The sequence below is a fragment of the Pseudomonas sp. 37 R 15 genome, from assembly GCF_900004865.1.
GTDB classification, from domain to species: Bacteria; Pseudomonadota; Gammaproteobacteria; order Pseudomonadales; family Pseudomonadaceae; genus Aquipseudomonas; species Aquipseudomonas fluorescens_AM.
The window spans coordinates 151135-168785 of record NZ_CVTV01000062.1; the positions used below are offsets into that span (position 1 = coordinate 151135).

Annotated in this window: 15 protein-coding genes; all 15 read left to right on the forward strand. The window is 60.8% G+C overall.

All coding sequences use genetic code 11. The annotated features are described in order from the left end of the window. Positions 1-121 precede the first annotated feature (121 nt). The 15 genes from arnC (at position 122) to BFQ04_RS28010 (ending at position 17521) form a co-directional block, all read left to right on the forward strand. Entirely contained in the window at positions 122-1156 is a 1035-nt protein-coding gene (gene arnC / locus BFQ04_RS27945; RefSeq protein ID WP_065953555.1) for an undecaprenyl-phosphate 4-deoxy-4-formamido-L-arabinose transferase, read from the forward strand. Then, positions 1153-3144 (forward strand): bifunctional UDP-4-amino-4-deoxy-L-arabinose formyltransferase/UDP-glucuronic acid oxidase ArnA, encoded by a 1992-nt coding sequence (gene arnA / locus BFQ04_RS27950; RefSeq protein ID WP_065953556.1) that lies wholly within the window; start codon positions 1153-1155, stop codon positions 3142-3144. Before arnC ends, arnA begins: the two co-directional genes overlap by 4 nt. Next, a complete protein-coding gene (gene arnD / locus BFQ04_RS27955; protein WP_065953557.1) occupies positions 3144-4028 on the forward strand; it encodes a 4-deoxy-4-formamido-L-arabinose-phosphoundecaprenol deformylase in 885 nt (294 codons plus the stop codon). The genes arnA and arnD overlap by 1 nt, the downstream gene beginning before the upstream one ends. Further along, a complete protein-coding gene (gene arnT, locus BFQ04_RS27960) occupies positions 4025-5680 on the forward strand; it encodes a lipid IV(A) 4-amino-4-deoxy-L-arabinosyltransferase (RefSeq protein ID WP_065953558.1) in 1656 nt (551 codons plus the stop codon). Before arnD ends, arnT begins: the two co-directional genes overlap by 4 nt. Further along, positions 5677-6024, forward strand: coding sequence for a 4-amino-4-deoxy-L-arabinose-phosphoundecaprenol flippase subunit ArnE (gene arnE / locus BFQ04_RS27965; protein WP_065953559.1), 348 nt, complete (start codon positions 5677-5679; stop codon positions 6022-6024). The genes arnT and arnE overlap by 4 nt, the downstream gene beginning before the upstream one ends. Further along, positions 6021-6434 (forward strand): 4-amino-4-deoxy-L-arabinose-phosphoundecaprenol flippase subunit ArnF, encoded by a 414-nt coding sequence (gene arnF, locus BFQ04_RS27970; protein WP_065953560.1) that lies wholly within the window; start codon positions 6021-6023, stop codon positions 6432-6434. Before arnE ends, arnF begins: the two co-directional genes overlap by 4 nt. After that, positions 6431-7810 carry a UDP-glucose dehydrogenase family protein gene (locus BFQ04_RS27975; protein ID WP_065953561.1) on the forward strand — a complete coding sequence of 460 codons (1380 nt, stop codon included), beginning with the start codon at positions 6431-6433 and terminating at the stop codon, positions 7808-7810. Before arnF ends, BFQ04_RS27975 begins: the two co-directional genes overlap by 4 nt. A 3-nt stretch (positions 7811-7813) precedes the next feature. After that, entirely contained in the window at positions 7814-9436 is a 1623-nt protein-coding gene (locus BFQ04_RS27980; protein ID WP_065953562.1) for an ArnT family glycosyltransferase, read from the forward strand. Between the two features lie 242 nt (positions 9437-9678). Next, positions 9679-9903, forward strand: coding sequence for a hypothetical protein (locus BFQ04_RS29580; RefSeq protein ID WP_332871803.1), 225 nt, complete (start codon positions 9679-9681; stop codon positions 9901-9903). Positions 9904-10067: 164 nt separating this feature from the next. Further along, on the forward strand, positions 10068-10775 hold the full coding sequence (locus BFQ04_RS27985; RefSeq protein ID WP_065953563.1) for an HPP family protein: 708 nt from the start codon (positions 10068-10070) through the stop codon (positions 10773-10775). 267 nt (positions 10776-11042) lie between these two features. Further along, positions 11043-12662, forward strand: a complete 1620-nt coding sequence (locus tag BFQ04_RS27990; RefSeq protein WP_232790575.1) for an acyl-CoA dehydrogenase family protein — start codon at positions 11043-11045, stop codon at positions 12660-12662. 1 nt (position 12663) lies between these two features. Continuing rightward, positions 12664-14283 (forward strand): cytochrome P450, encoded by a 1620-nt coding sequence (locus BFQ04_RS27995; protein WP_065953564.1) that lies wholly within the window; start codon positions 12664-12666, stop codon positions 14281-14283. A 46-nt stretch (positions 14284-14329) separates the two neighbouring features. After that, positions 14330-15145 carry an alpha/beta hydrolase gene (locus tag BFQ04_RS28000; RefSeq protein WP_256544626.1) on the forward strand — a complete coding sequence of 272 codons (816 nt, stop codon included), beginning with the start codon at positions 14330-14332 and terminating at the stop codon, positions 15143-15145. Positions 15146-15262: 117 nt separating this feature from the next. Further along, positions 15263-16366 carry an enoyl-CoA hydratase/isomerase family protein gene (locus BFQ04_RS28005; RefSeq protein WP_065953565.1) on the forward strand — a complete coding sequence of 368 codons (1104 nt, stop codon included), beginning with the start codon at positions 15263-15265 and terminating at the stop codon, positions 16364-16366. A gap of 3 nt (positions 16367-16369) precedes the next feature. Then, a complete protein-coding gene (locus BFQ04_RS28010; protein ID WP_065953566.1) occupies positions 16370-17521 on the forward strand; it encodes an acyl-CoA dehydrogenase family protein in 1152 nt (383 codons plus the stop codon). Positions 17522-17651 lie beyond the last annotated feature (130 nt).

Below are 17651 nucleotides of genomic sequence, written 5' to 3' on the forward strand. Positions count from 1 at the left end.
CGACTAAGCTGTTGATTCCGCTTTATCTTTAGCGCCGTTTTGTACTCTGCGGGCTGTAGTTTTGCCCAATAATCGCTGCTGTTTTCGCGCTCCAAGTTGCTCCAGCCGAGGTCTTGAATCTTTGAAACCCTACCCTATTCATTGCGTATCGATCGTTATCCCGGTCTATAACGAACAAGAGAGCCTGCCCCAATTGCTGCGCCGCACCACGGCGGCCTGCAAACAGTTGGCCTACGAATACGAAATCATCCTGGTGGATGACGGTAGCCGTGACGATTCGGCGCAGTTGCTCGAAGACGCCGCCGCCGAAGAAGGCAGCAACGTGGTCGCAGTGATCCTCAATCGCAACTATGGCCAGCATGCGGCAATCATGGCCGGTTTTGAACAGTGCCGCGGCGAAGTGGTGATTACCCTCGACGCCGACCTGCAAAACCCGCCGGAAGAAATCCCGCGCCTGGTGGAACAAGCCGCCCTGGGCTATGACGTGGTCGCCACGGTGCGTAACAATCGCCAGGATTCCGCGTTCCGTCGCTGGCCATCGCGCCTGATCAACCTGGCCGTGCAGCGCTCCACCGGCGTGGCCATGACTGACTACGGCTGCATGCTGCGCGCCTACCGCCGCACCATCGTCGACGCGATGCTTGCCTGCCGCGAGCGCAGCACCTTCATTCCGATCCTGGCCAATGGCTTTGCCCGTCACACCACGGAAATCCTGGTGCACCACGCAGAGCGTGAACACGGCGAGTCCAAATACAGCGCCATGCGCCTGATCAGCCTGATGTTCGACCTGCTCACCTGCATGACCACCACGCCGTTGCGCCTGCTGTCCATCGTCGGTTTCAGCCTGGCGGCGCTGGGCGTGCTGTTTGCCTTTGCGCTGATCGTCATGCGCCTGGCCTTCGGTGCCGATTGGGCGGGCGATGGCCTGTTCGTGCTGTTTGCCGTGCTGTTTGTGTTCACCGGTGGCCAGTTCATCGGCATGGGCCTGCTGGGTGAATACCTGGGCCGCATGTACAGCGATGTGCGCGCCCGCCCGCGTTTCTTCATTGAGAAAGTGCTGCGCAACCAACCGGCAGCACCGGCTCCCGTGGTCGTCGTTGATGGCCTGGTGTCTTCCCATACTTCTACTTCTACTTCCGATCAGGTCCAGTCATGAGTTCAAAAGCCGTTGTCTTCGCCTACCACGATATTGGCTGCGCCGGTATTGAAGCCTTGCTCGCTGCGGGTTACGACATCGCTGCGGTGTTCACCCATGCCGATGACCCCAAGGAAAACAATTTCTACGGCTCCGTCGCCCAGCTGTGCGCCCGCAACGGTATCCCGGTGCACGCCCCGGAAGATGCCAACCACCCCCTGTGGGTCGAGCGCATCGCCAAGCTGAACCCGGATTTCATCTTCTCTTTCTATTACCGCAACCTGTTGAGCGAGCCCGTGCTGGCCACCGCCCGCCACGGCGCGTTCAACCTGCATGGTTCGCTGCTGCCCAAATACCGTGGCCGCGCCCCGGCCAACTGGGTGCTGGTCAACGGTGAAACCGAAACCGGCGTGACCCTGCACCGCATGGTCAAGCGTGCCGATGCCGGTGCGATCCTGGCCCAACAGACAGTCAGCATCGAGCGCAGCGACACCGGCCTGAGCCTGCACGCCAAGTTGCGTGATGCCGCCAGCAACCTGCTGCGCGACGCTCTGCCGCAACTGGCCCAGGGCAAACTGACCGAAACCGCCCAGGACGAAAGCCAGGCGACCTGCTTCGGCCGCCGCAGCGCCGCCGATGGCAAGATCGACTGGAAAAAGCCCGCCGAGCAACTGTTCAACCTGGTCCGAGCCGTCACCCAGCCTTACCCTGGCGCCTTTTGCGCCGTGGGTGAGCACAAGCTCATCGTGTGGCAGGCCGACGTGGTCAAGGGCAATGAAGGCCTGGCGCCTGGCCGCGTAATCAGCGTCAACCCGCTGCGCATCGCCTGTGGCGACGACTCCCTGGTGGTCAAGTTTGGCCAGCGCAACGACAACGGCTTGTACCTGGCCGGCCCTTCCCTGGCCGATGAACTGGGCCTGGTGGACGGTTCGGTGCTGCGCGGCGCCGAGTCGGGCCGCAAGCCACGCCGTACCCGTGTGTTGATCCTGGGGGTGAACGGTTTTATCGGTAACCACCTGTCCGAGCGCCTGCTGCGCGACGACCGTTACGAAGTCTACGGCCTGGACATCGGTTCCGACGCCATCGAGCGCCTGCGCAGCCACCCCAACTTCCACTATGTAGAAGGCGATATCAGCATCCACACCGAGTGGATCGAGTACCACATCAAGAAATGCGACGTGGTGCTGCCACTGGTGGCCATCGCCACCCCAATCGAATACACCCGCAACCCGCTGCGCGTATTCGAACTGGATTTCGAAGAAAACCTCAAGCTGGTGCGTTACTGCGTCAAGTACAACAAGCGCGTGATCTTCCCATCGACCTCCGAAGTCTATGGCATGTGCCAGGACCAGTACTTCGACGAAGACACCTCCTACCTGGTGGTGGGCCCGGTCAACAAGCAACGCTGGATCTACTCGGTCTCCAAGCAACTGCTCGACCGCGTGATCTGGGCCTACGGCGACAAGGGCCTGAAATTCACCCTGTTCCGTCCGTTCAACTGGATGGGCCCGCGCCTGGACCGCCTGGATTCGGCGCGTATCGGCAGTTCCCGTGCCATCACCCAGTTGATCCTGAACCTGGTGGAAGGCACGCCGATCCGCCTGTTCGACGGCGGCGAGCAGAAGCGTTGCTTCACTGACATCGCTGACGGCATCGAAGCCCTGGCGCGCATCATCGATAACGAAAACGGTGTCTGCGACGGCCAGATCATCAACATCGGTAACCCGGAAAACGAAGCCAGCATCCGCCAGTTGGGCGAAGAGCTGCTGCGTCAGTTCGAAGCGCACCCGTTGCGCCACAATTTCCCGCCGTTCGCGGGCTTTCGCGACGTGGAGAGCAAGGCGTTCTACGGCACCGGTTACCAGGACGTGGCCCATCGCAAGCCGAGCATCGAAAATGCCAAGCGCCTGCTGAACTGGGAGCCGACCGTGGAGATGAGCGAAACCATCGGCAACACGCTGGATTTCTTCCTGCGCGAAGCCATGCTTGAAATAGCGGATAAAAAGTAATGCAGGCAGGCCTTCGCATCGACGTCGACACCTACCGTGGCACCCGCGAAGGTGTGCCACGGTTGCTCGAGTCCCTGGATGAAGCCGGGGTCAAGGCGACGTTTTTCTTCAGCGTCGGGCCGGACAACATGGGGCGCCACTTGTGGCGCCTGATCCGCCCGCAGTTCCTGTGGAAAATGCTCCGTTCCAATGCCGCCGGCCTGTATGGCTGGGACATTTTGCTGGCCGGCACCGCCTGGCCAGGCAAACCGATTGGCCGTGACCTGGGGCATCTGATGCGCCAGGCCAAGGCCGCCGGGCACGAAGTCGGCCTGCACGCGTGGGATCACCACGGCTGGCAGGCCAACACCGGGCGCTGGAGTGACGCGCAGCTGGTCGAGCAGATCCGGCGCGGCGTGGATACCCTGAGCGACATCCTCGGGGAGCGCGTCGACTGTTCAGCGGCCGCCGGTTGGCGCGCCGATGAACGCGTGGTGCAAGCCAAACAAGCCTTCAATTTTCGCTACAACAGCGATTGCCGGGGCACCAGCCTGTTTCGACCGACCCTGGCCGACGGCAGTGCGGGCACCCCACAAATTCCGGTGGACCTGCCGACCTTCGACGAAGTCGTCGGGCCGGTCGTGGCTGCCAAAGACTTCAACGGTTTCATCCTGGATCGGTTCAGCGCCTCGACGCTGAACGTCTATACGATCCACGCAGAAGTAGAAGGGATTCTGATGGCCAATGATTTTCGACAGTTGCTCGCCCAGGCAGGGCCGCGCGGCATCGATTTCAAACCCCTGGGCGACCTGTTGCCTGCGGATGTGACCACCCTGCCCCAGCAACAGTTGGTGCGTGGCGCATTGAGCGGCCGCGAGGGTTGGCTTGGAGTGCAGCAAGCATGATCCGGCGCTGGGCATTACCCCTGCTCCTGCTGGCGTTCGGGGTGTTCTACCTGTTACCGCTGGCGACCCACGGGCTGTGGATTCCCGATGAAACCCGCTACGCGCAGATCAGCCAGGAAATGCTGCTGACCGGCAAGTGGGCAGCGCCGCACTTCATGGGCATTCGCTACTTCGAAAAACCTGCCGCCGGCTACTGGATGATCGCGCTGGGCCAGGCGATCTTCGGGCAGAACCTGTTCGGTGTGCGTTTTGCCTCGGCCTTGAGCACCGGGCTGAGCATTCTGCTGGTTTATCTGGTGTCCCGCCGGTTGTGGAACGACCCGCAAAAAAGCCTGGTCAGCAGCGTGCTGTACATGAGTTTCGTCAGTGTGGCGATGCTGGGCGGCTACGCCAACCTGGACCCTCAATTCACGTTCTGGGTCAACCTGACAGGCGCTGCCTTGTGGTTCTGCTTCGACAGCACTACCCGCCGTGCTCGACTGGGGGCCTGGGCCCTGCTGGGCCTGGCCTGCGGCATGGGATTCATGACCAAGGGTTTCCTGGCGTGGTTGCTGCCGGTGTTGATCGCCCTGCCCTACGCGCTCTGGCAGAAACGTTCGGTCGAGTTGTTCAAGTTCGGGCCGGTGGCGGTGGCTGCTGCGATCCTGGTCAGCTTGCCCTGGGCATTGGCGGTGCACCTGCAAGAGCCGGATTACTGGCACTTCTTCTTCTGGCACGAGCATATCCAGCGCTTCGCCGGTGAAGATGCCCAACATGCCGAACCGTTCTGGTACTACCTGCCGTTGCTGATCGCCTTCACGTTGCCGTGGGTCGCCCTGTTACCGTCCACGCTCAAGCAGGCATGGTCGGACAAGCGCCTGCCGAAAACCGCGTTCCTGCTGCTGTGGCTGCTGATGCCCCTGGCATTCTTCAGCCTGGCCAAGGGCAAGCTGCCCTCCTACATCATGCCGTGCCTGTTGCCTTTGGCATTGCTGATGGGTTCGACCCTGAGTGACAAGCTCGCTCAGGGCCGGGGCCGCGTATTGCGCATCAACGGTTGGCTGAACCTGGTGATCGGTGTGCTCGTGCTGTTGGCCCTGATCTGGTTCCAATGGAAGAAGCCGCTGTACGAGCACGGTGAGGAAACCCTCAGCCTGGTGCTGGTATTTACCGGCGTGGTCGGCTGGATCCTGGCCAACCTGCTGCAGGCGGCGCGCCCGTTGAAACTGTGGGCCGCGCCGCTGATCGGCAGCGGTTTGCTGGTGGTCTTGTTGCCTGCCGCCCTGCCCCATTCGGTGGTTTATAACAAGACGCCGGACCAGTTCATCATTGATCACGCCGAAGAGCTCAAGCCCTCCGTTGCGCTGTTGAGCAACGACCTGGGTGCGTCCGCAGCGCTGGCCTGGCGGCTGAAACGGCCCGACATCACGCTGTACAACACCTCTGGCGAGGTGAAATACGGGCTGGCCTACGCCGATACCGCCCATCGTCTGATTGACCGCAATCAAATCCAGGCCTGGATGGCGCAAACCCGCCGCAGCGGTGCCGTGGGCGTGGTGATGCGCGTCAACAGCCAGGGCGAAAAGGAAGAACTCGCACTGCTGCCCCCGGACGGCCAGCGGTATGCGCAAGGCAACATCGTGATTCTGATTTTCCCGCAGGTCGCGCCATGATCACCCTGCTTCTATTGCTCACGGCGTGCCTGCTCACCTGCATGGGCCAGGTCTCGCAGAAGTTTGCCGTGGAAAGCTGGCGTGACATGCCCGACGCGTGGGCGCCGAAGCTACGCTCACCCTGGTTGTGGTCGGCGCTGGTGTGCCTGGGCCTCGGCTTGCTGGTGTGGCTGCTGGTGCTGCAGCGCCTTGAAGTGGGCATTGCCTACCCGATGCTCAGCCTGAACTTTGTGCTGGTCACGCTGATGGCGCGCTTTGTCTTTGCCGAGCCCATCGATGGTCGCCACTGGCTGGGCGTGGCGCTGGTCATCGCCGGCGTTGTGCTGTTGGGGCGCCAGGTATGAGCCGGACACGCGGTTTCGCCCTGGCCCTGGGCAGCGTCGGCCTGGTCAGTGCCGCCCAACTGGGCATGCGCTGGAGCATGACGCGGCTGCCGTTGCCGGATGAATGGCCGAACGCTTTGAGCACCGGCAGCATCGACGGCAGCGCCCTGGGCGTGGTGATCCTGGCGATCATCGCTTATGCGCTGTCGATGCTCTGCTGGCTCGGCGCACTGAAGCACTTGCCCCTCGGGCGTGCGTATTCGCTGCTGAGCATCAGCTACGCGCTGGTGTACCTGCTGGCGGCGTGCCTGCCGGTCTTCAACGAACACTTTTCGCTTTCGAAAACCCTGGGGGTGGCCTTGGTCATCCTCGGCGTACTGGTCATCAACTCTCGTCGTGCTAGCACCTCAAGTCCCAGGAATACCCCATGAAAATCAGCGTATTTGGTAGTGGTTACGTCGGTCTGGTACAGGCCACGGTATTAGCCGAAGTCGGTCACGATGTTATTTGCATGGACGTTGACCAGCGCAAAGTCGAGTCGCTGCAAAAGGGCCACGTGACCATCTTCGAGCCCGGCCTGGCCGCCATGGTCAAGGAAAACCTGGAAAGCGGACGCCTGCATTTCACCTACGATGAAAAACTTGCGGTCGAGCATGGTGAAGTGTTGTTCATTGCGGTGGGCACGCCGTCGGATGAAGACGGTTCGGCCGATCTCAAATACGTGCTGTCGGTGGGTGATGCGGTCGCCCGCCATCGCGTGGCGCCAGTGATCCTGGTGGAGAAGTCCACCGTGCCAGTGGGCACCGGCGATACCCTGCGCGACCACATGCGCAAGAACCTGCGCGCCGCCGGCCGTGAGCTGCAGTTTGATATCGTCTCCAACCCGGAATTTCTCAAGGAAGGTTCGGCCGTGGCCGACTGCCGCCGCCCGGACCGCATCATCATCGGCTGCGAGCGCGAAGAAGTACGGGAGGTGATGCGCGACCTGTATGCGCCGTTCAACCGCAACCATGACCGCATCATCTTCATGGACCTGCGCAGCGCTGAACTGACCAAGTACGCCGCCAACTGCATGCTCGCCACCAAGATCAGCTTCATCAACCAGATCGCCGAGCTGGCCGAACACCTGGGCGCCGACATCGAAGCCGTGCGCCTGGGCATCGGTGCCGACTCACGCATCGGCTACCACTTCATTTATCCCGGTTGCGGCTATGGCGGCTCCTGCTTTCCCAAAGACATGCGCGCCCTGATCCACAGCGCCAAGCAGGCCAACTGTTCCAGCGACCTGCTCGAAGCCGTGGAAGCGATCAACCAGCGTCAGAAAGGCAAGCTGTTCGAGCGCATCAACGCGTTCTTCAAGGGTGACCTGCGCGGCAAGACCTTCGCCTTGTGGGGCCTGGCCTTCAAGCCCAATACCGACGACATGCGCGACGCGCCGAGCCGCGTGCTGATGGAAGCCCTCTGGGACGCCGGCGCCAACGTACGCGCATTCGACCCCGAAGCCATGCAGGAAACCCAGCGTATCTATGGCGATGACCCGCGGTTGATGCTGATGGGCACGCCGGAGTCCACCCTGGGCGGCGCCGATGCGCTGATCGTCTGCACCGAGTGGCAACAATTCAAGGCACCGGACTTCGACCTGATTCACCAGCGCCTGAAAACCCCGGTGATCTTTGACGGTCGCAACCTGTACGACGGCGAGCGCCTCACCCGCAAGGGCTTCAAGTATTTCCCGATCGGCCGTGGTGACTCCTGCGACTTGCCGATCCCCCAGCAAAACTGGGTGCAACAGGCCAAGGCAGGCTGATAGGTGAACAAAGCACTTGCGCCCCAGCTCAGCCCAACGATCCGTTTACAGTCACTGGGTTTGGGGCTCTTGGCACTGCTGCTGTTCATCGCCGGCAACTGGCACCAGGCGATTATCGGGTTCGATTCACGCTTCGTGGTGTTTGCCCAGGAGATGCTGCGCCATGGGCCGAGCTTCTTTCCCACCACCTACGGCCAGCCGTATGCGGACTACCTGGCCACATCGACCCTGCTGACCTGGCTGTTGTCCCTGCCATCGGGCCAGGTCACCAGCCTCACGGCCTGGCTGCCCAGCGCTGTCGCCTCGGCGTGCATCGTGGTGCTGGTGTATCGACTCACTGCGCCCTACTCCCTGCGCTGGGGCCTGCTGAGCATCGCCATGTTGCTGCTCAGCAGCACCTTTATCAGCGAAACCCGCGCCGTCTCCCTGGACCAGATGCTGGCGGCGGTGACGCTGGCAGTGTTTTACCTGGGTTATGCCCATGATCATTTCTCTGCGGCCAGGCGCCTGCACTGGGTGTTTGCGCTGCTGATGCTCGGTTTTGCGATTCGCGGGCCGATTGGCCTGGTCATTCCTACCGGAGTGCTGTGCAGCTATTACCTGATCAACCGTCAATGGCGGCAGTTGTTCAGCTTCGGGCTATTGGCGCTGGCGTTGCTGGCGGCGTGTATCGGCCTGTTGCTGCTGTTGGCCAAGCTCAGCGGTGGCGAAGACTTCATGCACGACGTGATCCGCATGCAGTTTCTCGGGCGCATGGATGGCAGCGAAGGCTCCGGCAGCGTGCTGTATTACTTCACCAGCTCCCTGGGCAACTATGCCCTGGCCTACCCGGTGGCGCTTCTGGTGTTGCTGGCCGTGATGAGCGGCGGCCGCCGAGCAGCCGAACCTGCGTTGAAGCTGGTGCTGTACTGCGCGGCCGCCGGTGCATTGGTGATGCTTGGCTTGTCGGTGCCCCAGGCCAAAAAGGCGCGTTATATCCTGCCGATGCTGCCGATGGCCGCAATCATTGCCGCGTATCCGTTCCAGGTCGCCCAGGGCCGTCTGTTCAGCGGGTTGCGCGGCTTGATGCTGGTAGTGTGGACGCTGTTACCCGCGCTGTTGGCGGTCGGCCTGATCGCAGCGCGACGGCGTTACCCGGAACTGCTGGCCGATCTCGGGCTGATTTTCGGCCTGCTGGCGGTGCTTCAGGCGCTGGCGGTGCTGGCATTGTTCAAGGCGCGACTGCGCGCGGTTGGTCCGGCGTTCGCTGCGGTGGTGGCAGTCTGGACGACTTACATCTCAGTGGTCGAACCCTTGGAGCGCAGCCTTTACGACACCCGCACGTTCACGCTGGCGGCCAAGGATCAGATCCTGCTGCAACCGGCACCGCTGGTGTTGCATGCATTGGGCAAAGATGCAAAAGCCATCAAGTTCATGGTCAACTTCAATTGCGACAAGGTCCCGCTGTTTACCCAATTGCCCGCTGAACTGCAGCCTGTTCAGGCGCCGGCCTGGCTGGTGATGAGCCAGGCGGACTTCCAGGGCCTGACTGACCCACGCCTGCGTTCCCTCACGCCGACGCTCACTGGCGCGTTCGATAAGACGCCTTATGTGTTGCTCCATCTGGAGAAAAACACCTCTCCCTGAGCGTGTTTTCAACGAGCGCGTAAGAAATAACGCCCACTTATACAACGGTGGGCGTTTTTCACCAGAATTACCGAGAAAGCACCTACAGAGCTTTGCGTAAGGGCCGGTGCACTTCGCCTTCCGAGGTCTGGAACCCGACTGTAGACTCGCTTGCCAAGTGCATTAATTATTTACCACCTGCGTCAGGGGCTCTCTGGAACAGCTCTGGTAGCGAACCTGCCTAACAACAAGGAGGCAATGCCGTGCGAGAGGATACGCTGGCTGTAGCGGCGCCGAGACTGGATCGGCTGATGGGGTTGCGCGACGCACTGGTGGCGTTGAAGGGGCCGCTGGCTGACGAACCAGGCATGCAGGAGAACCTGCACAAACGCTTGTTCAACGAAGAACTCGATAGCCTCGTGCTGGGCAAGGTCAGCACGCCCTCCTCCGCGGGCGCCGCTCGAACCCCGTTTGGCGAAGCCTCTTGACTACATGTTTTTTGCATTCAACCCTCATTAATATGCATTGGCGTCGATGCAAAGCAGTTGGCACACTGCACGCGTTCCTTCCCCCAATCACGTTGGAACGTTCAAGGCTTTCCCGGGAAACCAGGCAGGCCTTTTTTTCGCCCCCAGTTTCAGGACCTTTTTCAATGCTCGCTCGCTGGTTACCTGCCGCCATCAATACCCGCCCCTCTGAATGGAGTCGCGCCGCTATCGGCATGGCCTTGGGCACGCTGCTCAGTGTCTGGGTATGTGCCCAGGTGTTTGGCATGGAAGTCGCCCTGCATCTGCTTGGCCCACTGGGCGCGTCGGCGGTGTTGCTGTTCGCCGTGTCGTCGGGGGCATTGGCGCAACCATGGTCGATCATGGGCAGTTATCTGTGCGCGGGCGTGGTGGCGCTGCTCGTGGCACGGGTGCTGGGACGCACCCTCGGCAGCGCTTGCCTGGCGGCGGGCATGACCGTTGTGCTGATCTGCTGGCTACGCTGCCTGCACCCGCCGGCGGGGGGGCTGGCCATGACGCTGGTATTGGCCGACCCTGCCTCCATCGCCCTCGGCTGGCAGGAGCTGGCACCGGTCATGCTCGGTGCCGGTGCGCTGCTGACGTGCGCGCTGGCCTACAATAATGCCACCCGCACGCGTTATCCCAAGGCACCTGCCGAATCGGCGCCGGTGGTGATCGGCAGTGCGCCCATGACCGACCCGGCCATCACTGCGGCCGACCTCAAGCTGGCGTTGGCCGATATGGAGCAGTTCTTTGACGTCGAGCCCACGGCCCTGGAGGAATTGATTCACTCCGCCGAAGGCCACGCGCGACGCCGCAGCATCGGCGAGGTCCTGGCCAGTCGCGTGGTTTGATATCAGCAGCGGCGCGACGAGTGGCTTATTGCGCCACTTGCGATCAATCGCATCATGACTAAAGTCAAATCAACACTTGAAATTGTCTGCAGTCCTGGATGTCTGGGCCATTGCTGTACCAGTAGCGAAGACAAGGAAGGTCTGGCTTTGGACCAGTAGCATCGCGCGGCGCCCATCGCATCGGGAGTTAGCGCCCTTGTCGTAGTTTTCCTGCCAGTCCTCCTGCTCGGGTGTTTCGAACATTTATTCGAAACAGGAGAGCTTGCCTTGAACACCGTATTTCAACAATTACTGCGTTCCCCCCTATTTGAGCCGCGCCAGCGTCACCACGCTTCTCTGATGACGTACATGGACCTTACGATCAAGCGCATGCATGCAATTTTTAGTACAGGTCTGATTAATAACGAGCTGTGGCTGGGGCAATCACGACAGGCGGAGTTTTCCTCACTGTGTGAATTGATGGGCTATTTGGGCGCCTTCGACTACGCGCTCCACTCCTCGATAGTCGATCACATGATTGCTGTCGATGCATTGTTCAACCACGGTTCAGCCGCGCAGGTAGAGCGCTATCGAGACGAAGCGGTGCGCCTGGACAAGGTGTATGCGTTCGGCTGCACGGAAGTGGCAGTGGGGACCGACGTGCGCAATATTCGCACGACGGTAACGTACAACCGCGAAGAGGGTTCTCTGGTCCTCGATTCCCCTGCACCCGAAGCCTGCAAGTGCTGGATAGGCAATGCATTTCGCGCCGCGCAAGTGGTGATGGTGCTCGCCCGCCTGATCGTCGACGATGAGGATCAAGGTCATCATTGGTTTCGAGTGGTTATCCGCGAACGCGAAAACGGTTGCCTGCTCAACGGCGTGAAAATAATGGCATGCGACCCCAAAGGTGGCATTCATGCCAACCAGGTGGCGGCCATACGCTTCTGCCGGATGAAACTCCCCCTCGAGGCCCTGCTGCAACGACACTCCCGATTCACTGACGAGGGTGTCTTCGTCAGCGACGTACCTTTATCGCAGCGTTTTATTGGTGCGCTGAAGACCTTCCTGCAGGAGCGGCTGCTGTTCATAGCCGGTATTCGCCATAGTGCCGGGCTGACAGCCCACTTGAGCTATCGATTCGCTCATCACCGTCTAATCCAGTCACAGGTCGGCCAGGTTGCACTGATGAGCCAGCCTCTGTTTCGTCAACGCCTGTATGCCGTACAACTCAAGGCGATTGCGCTCACCTACCTGGAGCAGGCGGTGCGCAAGCGCTTCGAGGCGGATTGGGCGCAGGAGCACAAGCGCAAGGAACTTCACGTGTTAGCAGCCGTGTGCAAGGCGGTAGGTGCGTGGCAGGGGCTGGAGGTGATTGCGCTGTCTCGTGAGCTGTGCGGGTCTCAAGGCTTTCATCATTACAACCAGATCGTCACGCAACGCATGGACTGTGAGATTGCCAACACATTTGCCGGGGACAGCTCGATCATGGCCTATCAGGTCATCAAGGATGCGTTGGCGCGGCCACGGTCTGTCGACACGTCAGCAGCCAACATCGGCCAGCGTGTCGAAGCGAAGATCCTTGAGCAATGTCGTCAATCTGCCGGGTTTACCCATGAGCAGGCAGTGGGCCTGGTCTATGCCAGGGCGTTGAGCTTGGTGATTCAGGAAGTTCAGGCGCTAGGAGTGCCTGAACCCGCGACCGTGGAGGATCTGATCGGCGAATTCGCTGCAAAGCTGTACCCCTGGGGTATGCGCAAGCCAGAAAGAGCCGGCCTGGATGTCAGTCCTGAGCAGATTGAAGCGTTGGCCATTGCGCTTGAACCACCGCAAATCCTGGTCAGTGCGTTGATCGATCGCGCTGATTACATCGAGCAGTTCACCCGTCCACTCTATGAGGACCAATGACATGGCTCTTCAGTCAATACCGGACTTTTCCGACCCTCGAACCATTAGTGATCCCTACGACGCGTTTGCTTATCTACGCCATCATCATCCGCTCTACTGGTCGCAACATTACAACGCCTGGCTGATGACCCGGTTTGACGACGTCGCCAGTGCTCAGGGCGATACCCGACGTTATTCATCCAATCGAATGCGCGCACTTGTAAACGCTCAAGTGCCCGTCCACGAGCAAGCTGCTTTAGAGCCTTTCATCGAGAAGGCTTCTCGCTGGATGTATTCCCAGGACGGGAAGGTGCACGAGGCTGGCCGCAAGGTGCTGGGTAAGGCGTTCACGCCACGCGCCATTGACGCACTGGCGGGCGATATCGAACGCATCGTGGATGACCTGCTGGCACAACTGAGCCCCCAACCGGAATTGATGACTGAATTGTTCGATAAGATTCCGGCGCTGATCCTGGCTCACATTTTCGGAATCGCCACGCAAGACGCGCTGAAGATCAGGCGTTGGACAGATGCAATCATCGTGTTCATGGTGGGTAGCACCGATCCGGCATTTGGGCCACGGGAAGCCTTGCAAGCGATGGAGCAAATGTATGAGCAGTTCTCCCTGCTTGTAGATGAGCGCCGCCTGTCTGCGCTTGCGGGCAACGATCTGATTAGCCAGGTGATTGCCGCAGGCGACAAAGCCCTGATGAGCAAAGACGATGTGCTGGCTCAACTGGCTTTTGTAGTGGTCGCGGCGACTACGACTAGCGCGGATCAGTTGGGCATCATCATGTTCTACCTGCTCTCCAACCCAGAAGCGTTGGCAGAACTCAAAACCCACCCTGGCCTGATACCCAATGCCATTGAGGAAGCGCTGCGCATCTGTCCGGCGGGTCAGCTGAGCCACCGCGTGTTGACTGAGGATGTCACCCTGCATGGCCAGACGATGCACAAAGGTGACCTGGTCTACCTGATTCGAGCGGCGGCCAACCGTGACCCTCGCCATTTCAGCGACCCGGACCGCTTCGATATCCATCGCCAAAAGCGTGATCACCTGGCGTTTGGCCGTGGCCCGCATTTTTGTATGGGCACACTGCTGTTCAAGCTCGAAGCAAAGGTCGTTTTCAGCCGTCTATTGCAGCGTTTTCCAAACGTGCGATTGATACGCAGCCAACCGCCAGCTTGGCGCACCAACAGTTTGCAATTTCGTGGGTTAAGTCATATCCATGTAGCGCTGGAACCGGCGAGCGGCAGCATCACGCGGTGTTTTTCCGCAGCACCGTGGGAGAAAAATGGTGGCTATTGTCGAGCGCTACGTGCGGGGAACCTGGTCGTCACCAGTGGCACGGTGGCGTTCGATGAGCGAGGTAATCCCTATGCGCCTGGTGATGTGTACCGCCAGACGCGCCGATGCCTGGAAATCATCGAAGCCGCGCTCGAGCAACTGGGGGTCGACAGAACCCTTGTGGTCGCCACACGCATGTACACCACCGACGTGGCCTGGTGGCCGCAAATCGCCAAGGCTCATCAGGAATTTTTTAGTGATTGTCCGCCGACCACGATGTTATTGGGCGTCAATCAATTGATCGCACCCGACTACCTCATCGAAATAGAGGCGCAAGCATGGACCGGCCAGTGATGACGCCCGAGGGCGTACGCGCCGCGGTCCGTGATGCTGTGGTGATGTGTGTGCAGGACCACACGGTCGAGGGGCCGCAGCGCTCGGTACCTATACGCATATACGGCAGTCAACACCCATACCGGCCCCGGCGCTGCTGTATTTTCATGGTGGAGGTTGGGTTGCCGGCGATCTTGATACCCATGACAGCTTCTGTCGGATCATGTGCGAATGGGCCCGGTGCGCGGTGGTGGCCGTAGATTACGCGCGGCCACCGGAGCATCGCTTTCCTGCAGCCGTGGAAGATTGCTACGCCGTCACCGAATGGGTTGCCACTCAAGGCGCTGCCTTGGGCTTGGACAGCCACCGGATCGCCGTCGCCGGTGGCGGTTCCGGCGGCGGCCTGGCAGCGGTTATCTGCCAGATCGTCCATGAACGCCGCGGCCCTGCGATAGGTTTTCAAATGCTGCTTTACCCCGTCCTCGATTGCCTGGCGCGCAACCGTTCACGGGTCGAGTTCGCCAGCGGGCCTGGCCTGACCGCTCAAATGCTCAACTGGTATCTCGCTCAGTACGTGAGCGAAGGGCAGTCCCTGGCCCATCCTTGGCTGTCGCCCGCGCACCAGGCTTCATTACAGGGGTTGCCCGACGCGCTGATCGTCACCGCCGGCCGCGATTTACTGCGTGATGAGGGCCGGGCTTATGCACGACAGTTGAAAAACGCCGGGGTGCAGGTGCGGCACACGGAATATCCCGGCATGGGACACGGTTTTATCAACTACCCTGGTGAACATCTCGCTGCGCGCAAGGCCATACTCCAGTGTGCTCAGGCCCTTGCAGACTATTTTACCGCCGGCTCTCGCCCAATCACCGACCGTGCATAAATGCAACAACGACCTGCATGATTCCGGGTTGTACGCGGCAAATTTGCGCTGGTACGATCAGGCGATGGTTCGCCCCCGAACATTTTGATAAAGAACAATAAAAGCAGGGAGTTAGTGATGACTGCTCAGGTGTCCCCCGAAGCAAGCCACACCGATAGTCAGCAGCAGCAAGTACTGAGTGAGGTACGTAACCATATCGGTTACCTCACCCTCAACCGCCCCGCCGGTTTGAATGCCATCACCCTGGACATGGTGCGGCGGATGACAACGCGGCTACAGGCCTGGGCCGCTGACCCGCTGGTCTACGCCGTTGTGCTGCGCGGCTCCGGCGACAAGGCCTTCTGCGCCGGCGGCGATATCCGTTCCCTGTACGACAGCTTCAAGGGTGGCGACACCCTGCATGAAGACTTCTTCGTTGAGGAATACGCACTCGACCTGGCCCTCCACCAGTACCCCAAACCCGTCCTGGCATTGATGGACGGCTTTGTACTCGGCGGCGGCATGGGCCTGGTGCAGGGCGCCGACCTGCGCGTGGTGACCGAACGCAGCTGCCTGGCAATGCCGGAAGTGGCCATCGGGTATTTTCCGGATGTGGGTGGCAGCTATTTCCTGCCGCGCATCCCCGGGGAACTGGGGATCTACCTTGGCGTCACCGGCGTGCAGATCCGTGCGGCGGATGCCCTGTACTGCGGCCTGGCGGATTGGTACCTGGACAGCGCCAGACTGACCGAGCTTGCGCAAAAGCTCGATAGCCTGCAATGGCACGATTCGCCCCTCAAGGACCTGCAAGGCGTGCTCGCCCAACTGGCCGTGCAGCAATTGCCTGATCCGCCGCTGGCAGCCCTGCGCCCGGCGATCGACCATTTCTTCGCCCTGCCGGATGTGCCAAGCATTGTCGAGCAACTGCAGCAAGTCACCGTCGCCGACAGCCACGACTGGGGCCTGGCCACCGCCGACCTGATGCAAACCCGCTCACCCCTGGCCATGGCTGTCACCCTGCAGATGTTGCGCCGTGGGCGCCACCTGCCGCTGGAACAGTGCTTTGCCCTGGAGCTGCACCTGGACCGCCAGTGGTTCGCCCGTGGCGACCTGATCGAAGGGGTCCGCGCCCTGATCATCGACAAGGACAAAAAACCGCAGTGGAATCCGCCAACGGTGCATGAGCTGGACGCCAGCCATGTCGCAAGCTTCTTTCGCGACTTCGCGCAGATTGAGAAATAAGCCATGCAAGATCTTGAATACACAGAAGAACAAGTGATGATCCGCGACATGGCGCGTGATTTTGCCCGTGGTGAAATCGCGCTCCATGCCCAGGCCTGGGAAAAGGCCGGCTGGATCGACGACGCGCTGGTGGCCAAGATGGGCGAGTTGGGCCTGCTCGGTATGGTGGTCCCGGAGGAATGGGGTGGGACGTACGTGGATTACGTCGCCTATGCCCTGGCCGTGGAGGAAATCTCCGCGGGTGACGGTGCCACTGGCGCCTTGATGAGTATCCATAATTCAGTGGGTTGCGGCCCGGTCCTCAACTACGGCACAGAAGCACAGAAGCACACCTGGCTGGCCGCTCTCGCCAGCGGCCAGGCCATCGGCTGCTTCTGCCTGACCGAGCCCCAGGCCGGCTCCGAAGCCCACAACCTGCGCACCCGCGCGGAACTGCGCGACGGCCAGTGGGTGATCAACGGTGCCAAGCAGTTCGTCAGCAACGGCAAGCGCGCCCAACTGGCCATTGTGTTTGCCGTGACCGATCCCGATCTGGGCAAGAAAGGCATTTCGGCGTTCCTGGTGCCCACTGACACCCCGGGATTTGTGGTCGACCGTACTGAACACAAGATGGGCATTCGGGCGTCGGACACCTGCGCCGTCACCTTCAACCAATGCGCGGTGCCCGAAGCCAACCTCCTCGGCGAGCGCGGCAAAGGCCTGGCCATTGCCCTGTCCAACCTGGAGGGAGGGCGTATTGGCATCGCCGCCCAGGCCTTGGGCATCGCGCGTGCCGCCTTTGAAGCGGCGCTGGCCTATGCCCGGGATCGGGTGCAGTTCGACAAAGCGATCATCGAACACCAAAGCGTGGCCAACCTGCTGGCCGATATGCAAACCCAACTGAATGCGGCACGTCTGCTGATCCTGCATGCCGCGCGCTTGCGCAGCGCCGGCAAGCCGTGCCTGTCTGAGGCGTCCCAGGCCAAGCTGTTCGCCTCGGAAATGGCCGAAAAGGTCTGCTCCAAGGCGATGCAGATTCATGGTGGGTATGGGTACCTGGAGGACTATCCGGTGGAGCGCTACTACCGGGATGCGCGGATCACGCAGATTTACGAAGGTACCAGCGAGATTCAGCGGATGGTGATTGCCAGGGAACTGAAGCACTACCAAATCTAACTGACACACCGGAGTAAAACTGTGGGAGGGGGCTTGCCCCCGATGGTGGCGGGTCAGTCGATAGCTTGGTTGACTGTCACACTGTCATCGGGGGCAAGCCCCCTCCCACATTTGGATCTGCTGTGTGATG

Excerpts from the sequence above, each read along its gene's own strand:
- BFQ04_RS27985 (WP_065953563.1), top strand. The coding sequence starts at position 10,068 with ATGCTCGCTCGCTGGTTACCTGCCGCCATCAATACCCGCCCCTCTGAA.
- arnA (WP_065953556.1), top strand. The coding sequence starts at position 1,153 with ATGAGTTCAAAAGCCGTTGTCTTCGCCTACCACGATATTGGCTGCGCC.
- BFQ04_RS27995 (WP_065953564.1), top strand. The coding sequence starts at position 12,664 with ATGGCTCTTCAGTCAATACCGGACTTTTCCGACCCTCGAACCATTAGT.
- arnD (WP_065953557.1), top strand. The coding sequence starts at position 3,144 with ATGCAGGCAGGCCTTCGCATCGACGTCGACACCTACCGTGGCACCCGC.
- arnT (WP_065953558.1), top strand. The coding sequence starts at position 4,025 with ATGATCCGGCGCTGGGCATTACCCCTGCTCCTGCTGGCGTTCGGGGTG.
- BFQ04_RS28005 (WP_065953565.1), top strand. The coding sequence starts at position 15,263 with ATGACTGCTCAGGTGTCCCCCGAAGCAAGCCACACCGATAGTCAGCAG.
- arnF (WP_065953560.1), top strand. The coding sequence starts at position 6,021 with ATGAGCCGGACACGCGGTTTCGCCCTGGCCCTGGGCAGCGTCGGCCTG.
- BFQ04_RS28010 (WP_065953566.1), top strand. The coding sequence starts at position 16,370 with ATGCAAGATCTTGAATACACAGAAGAACAAGTGATGATCCGCGACATG.
- arnE (WP_065953559.1), top strand. The coding sequence starts at position 5,677 with ATGATCACCCTGCTTCTATTGCTCACGGCGTGCCTGCTCACCTGCATG.
- BFQ04_RS27975 (WP_065953561.1), top strand. The coding sequence starts at position 6,431 with ATGAAAATCAGCGTATTTGGTAGTGGTTACGTCGGTCTGGTACAGGCC.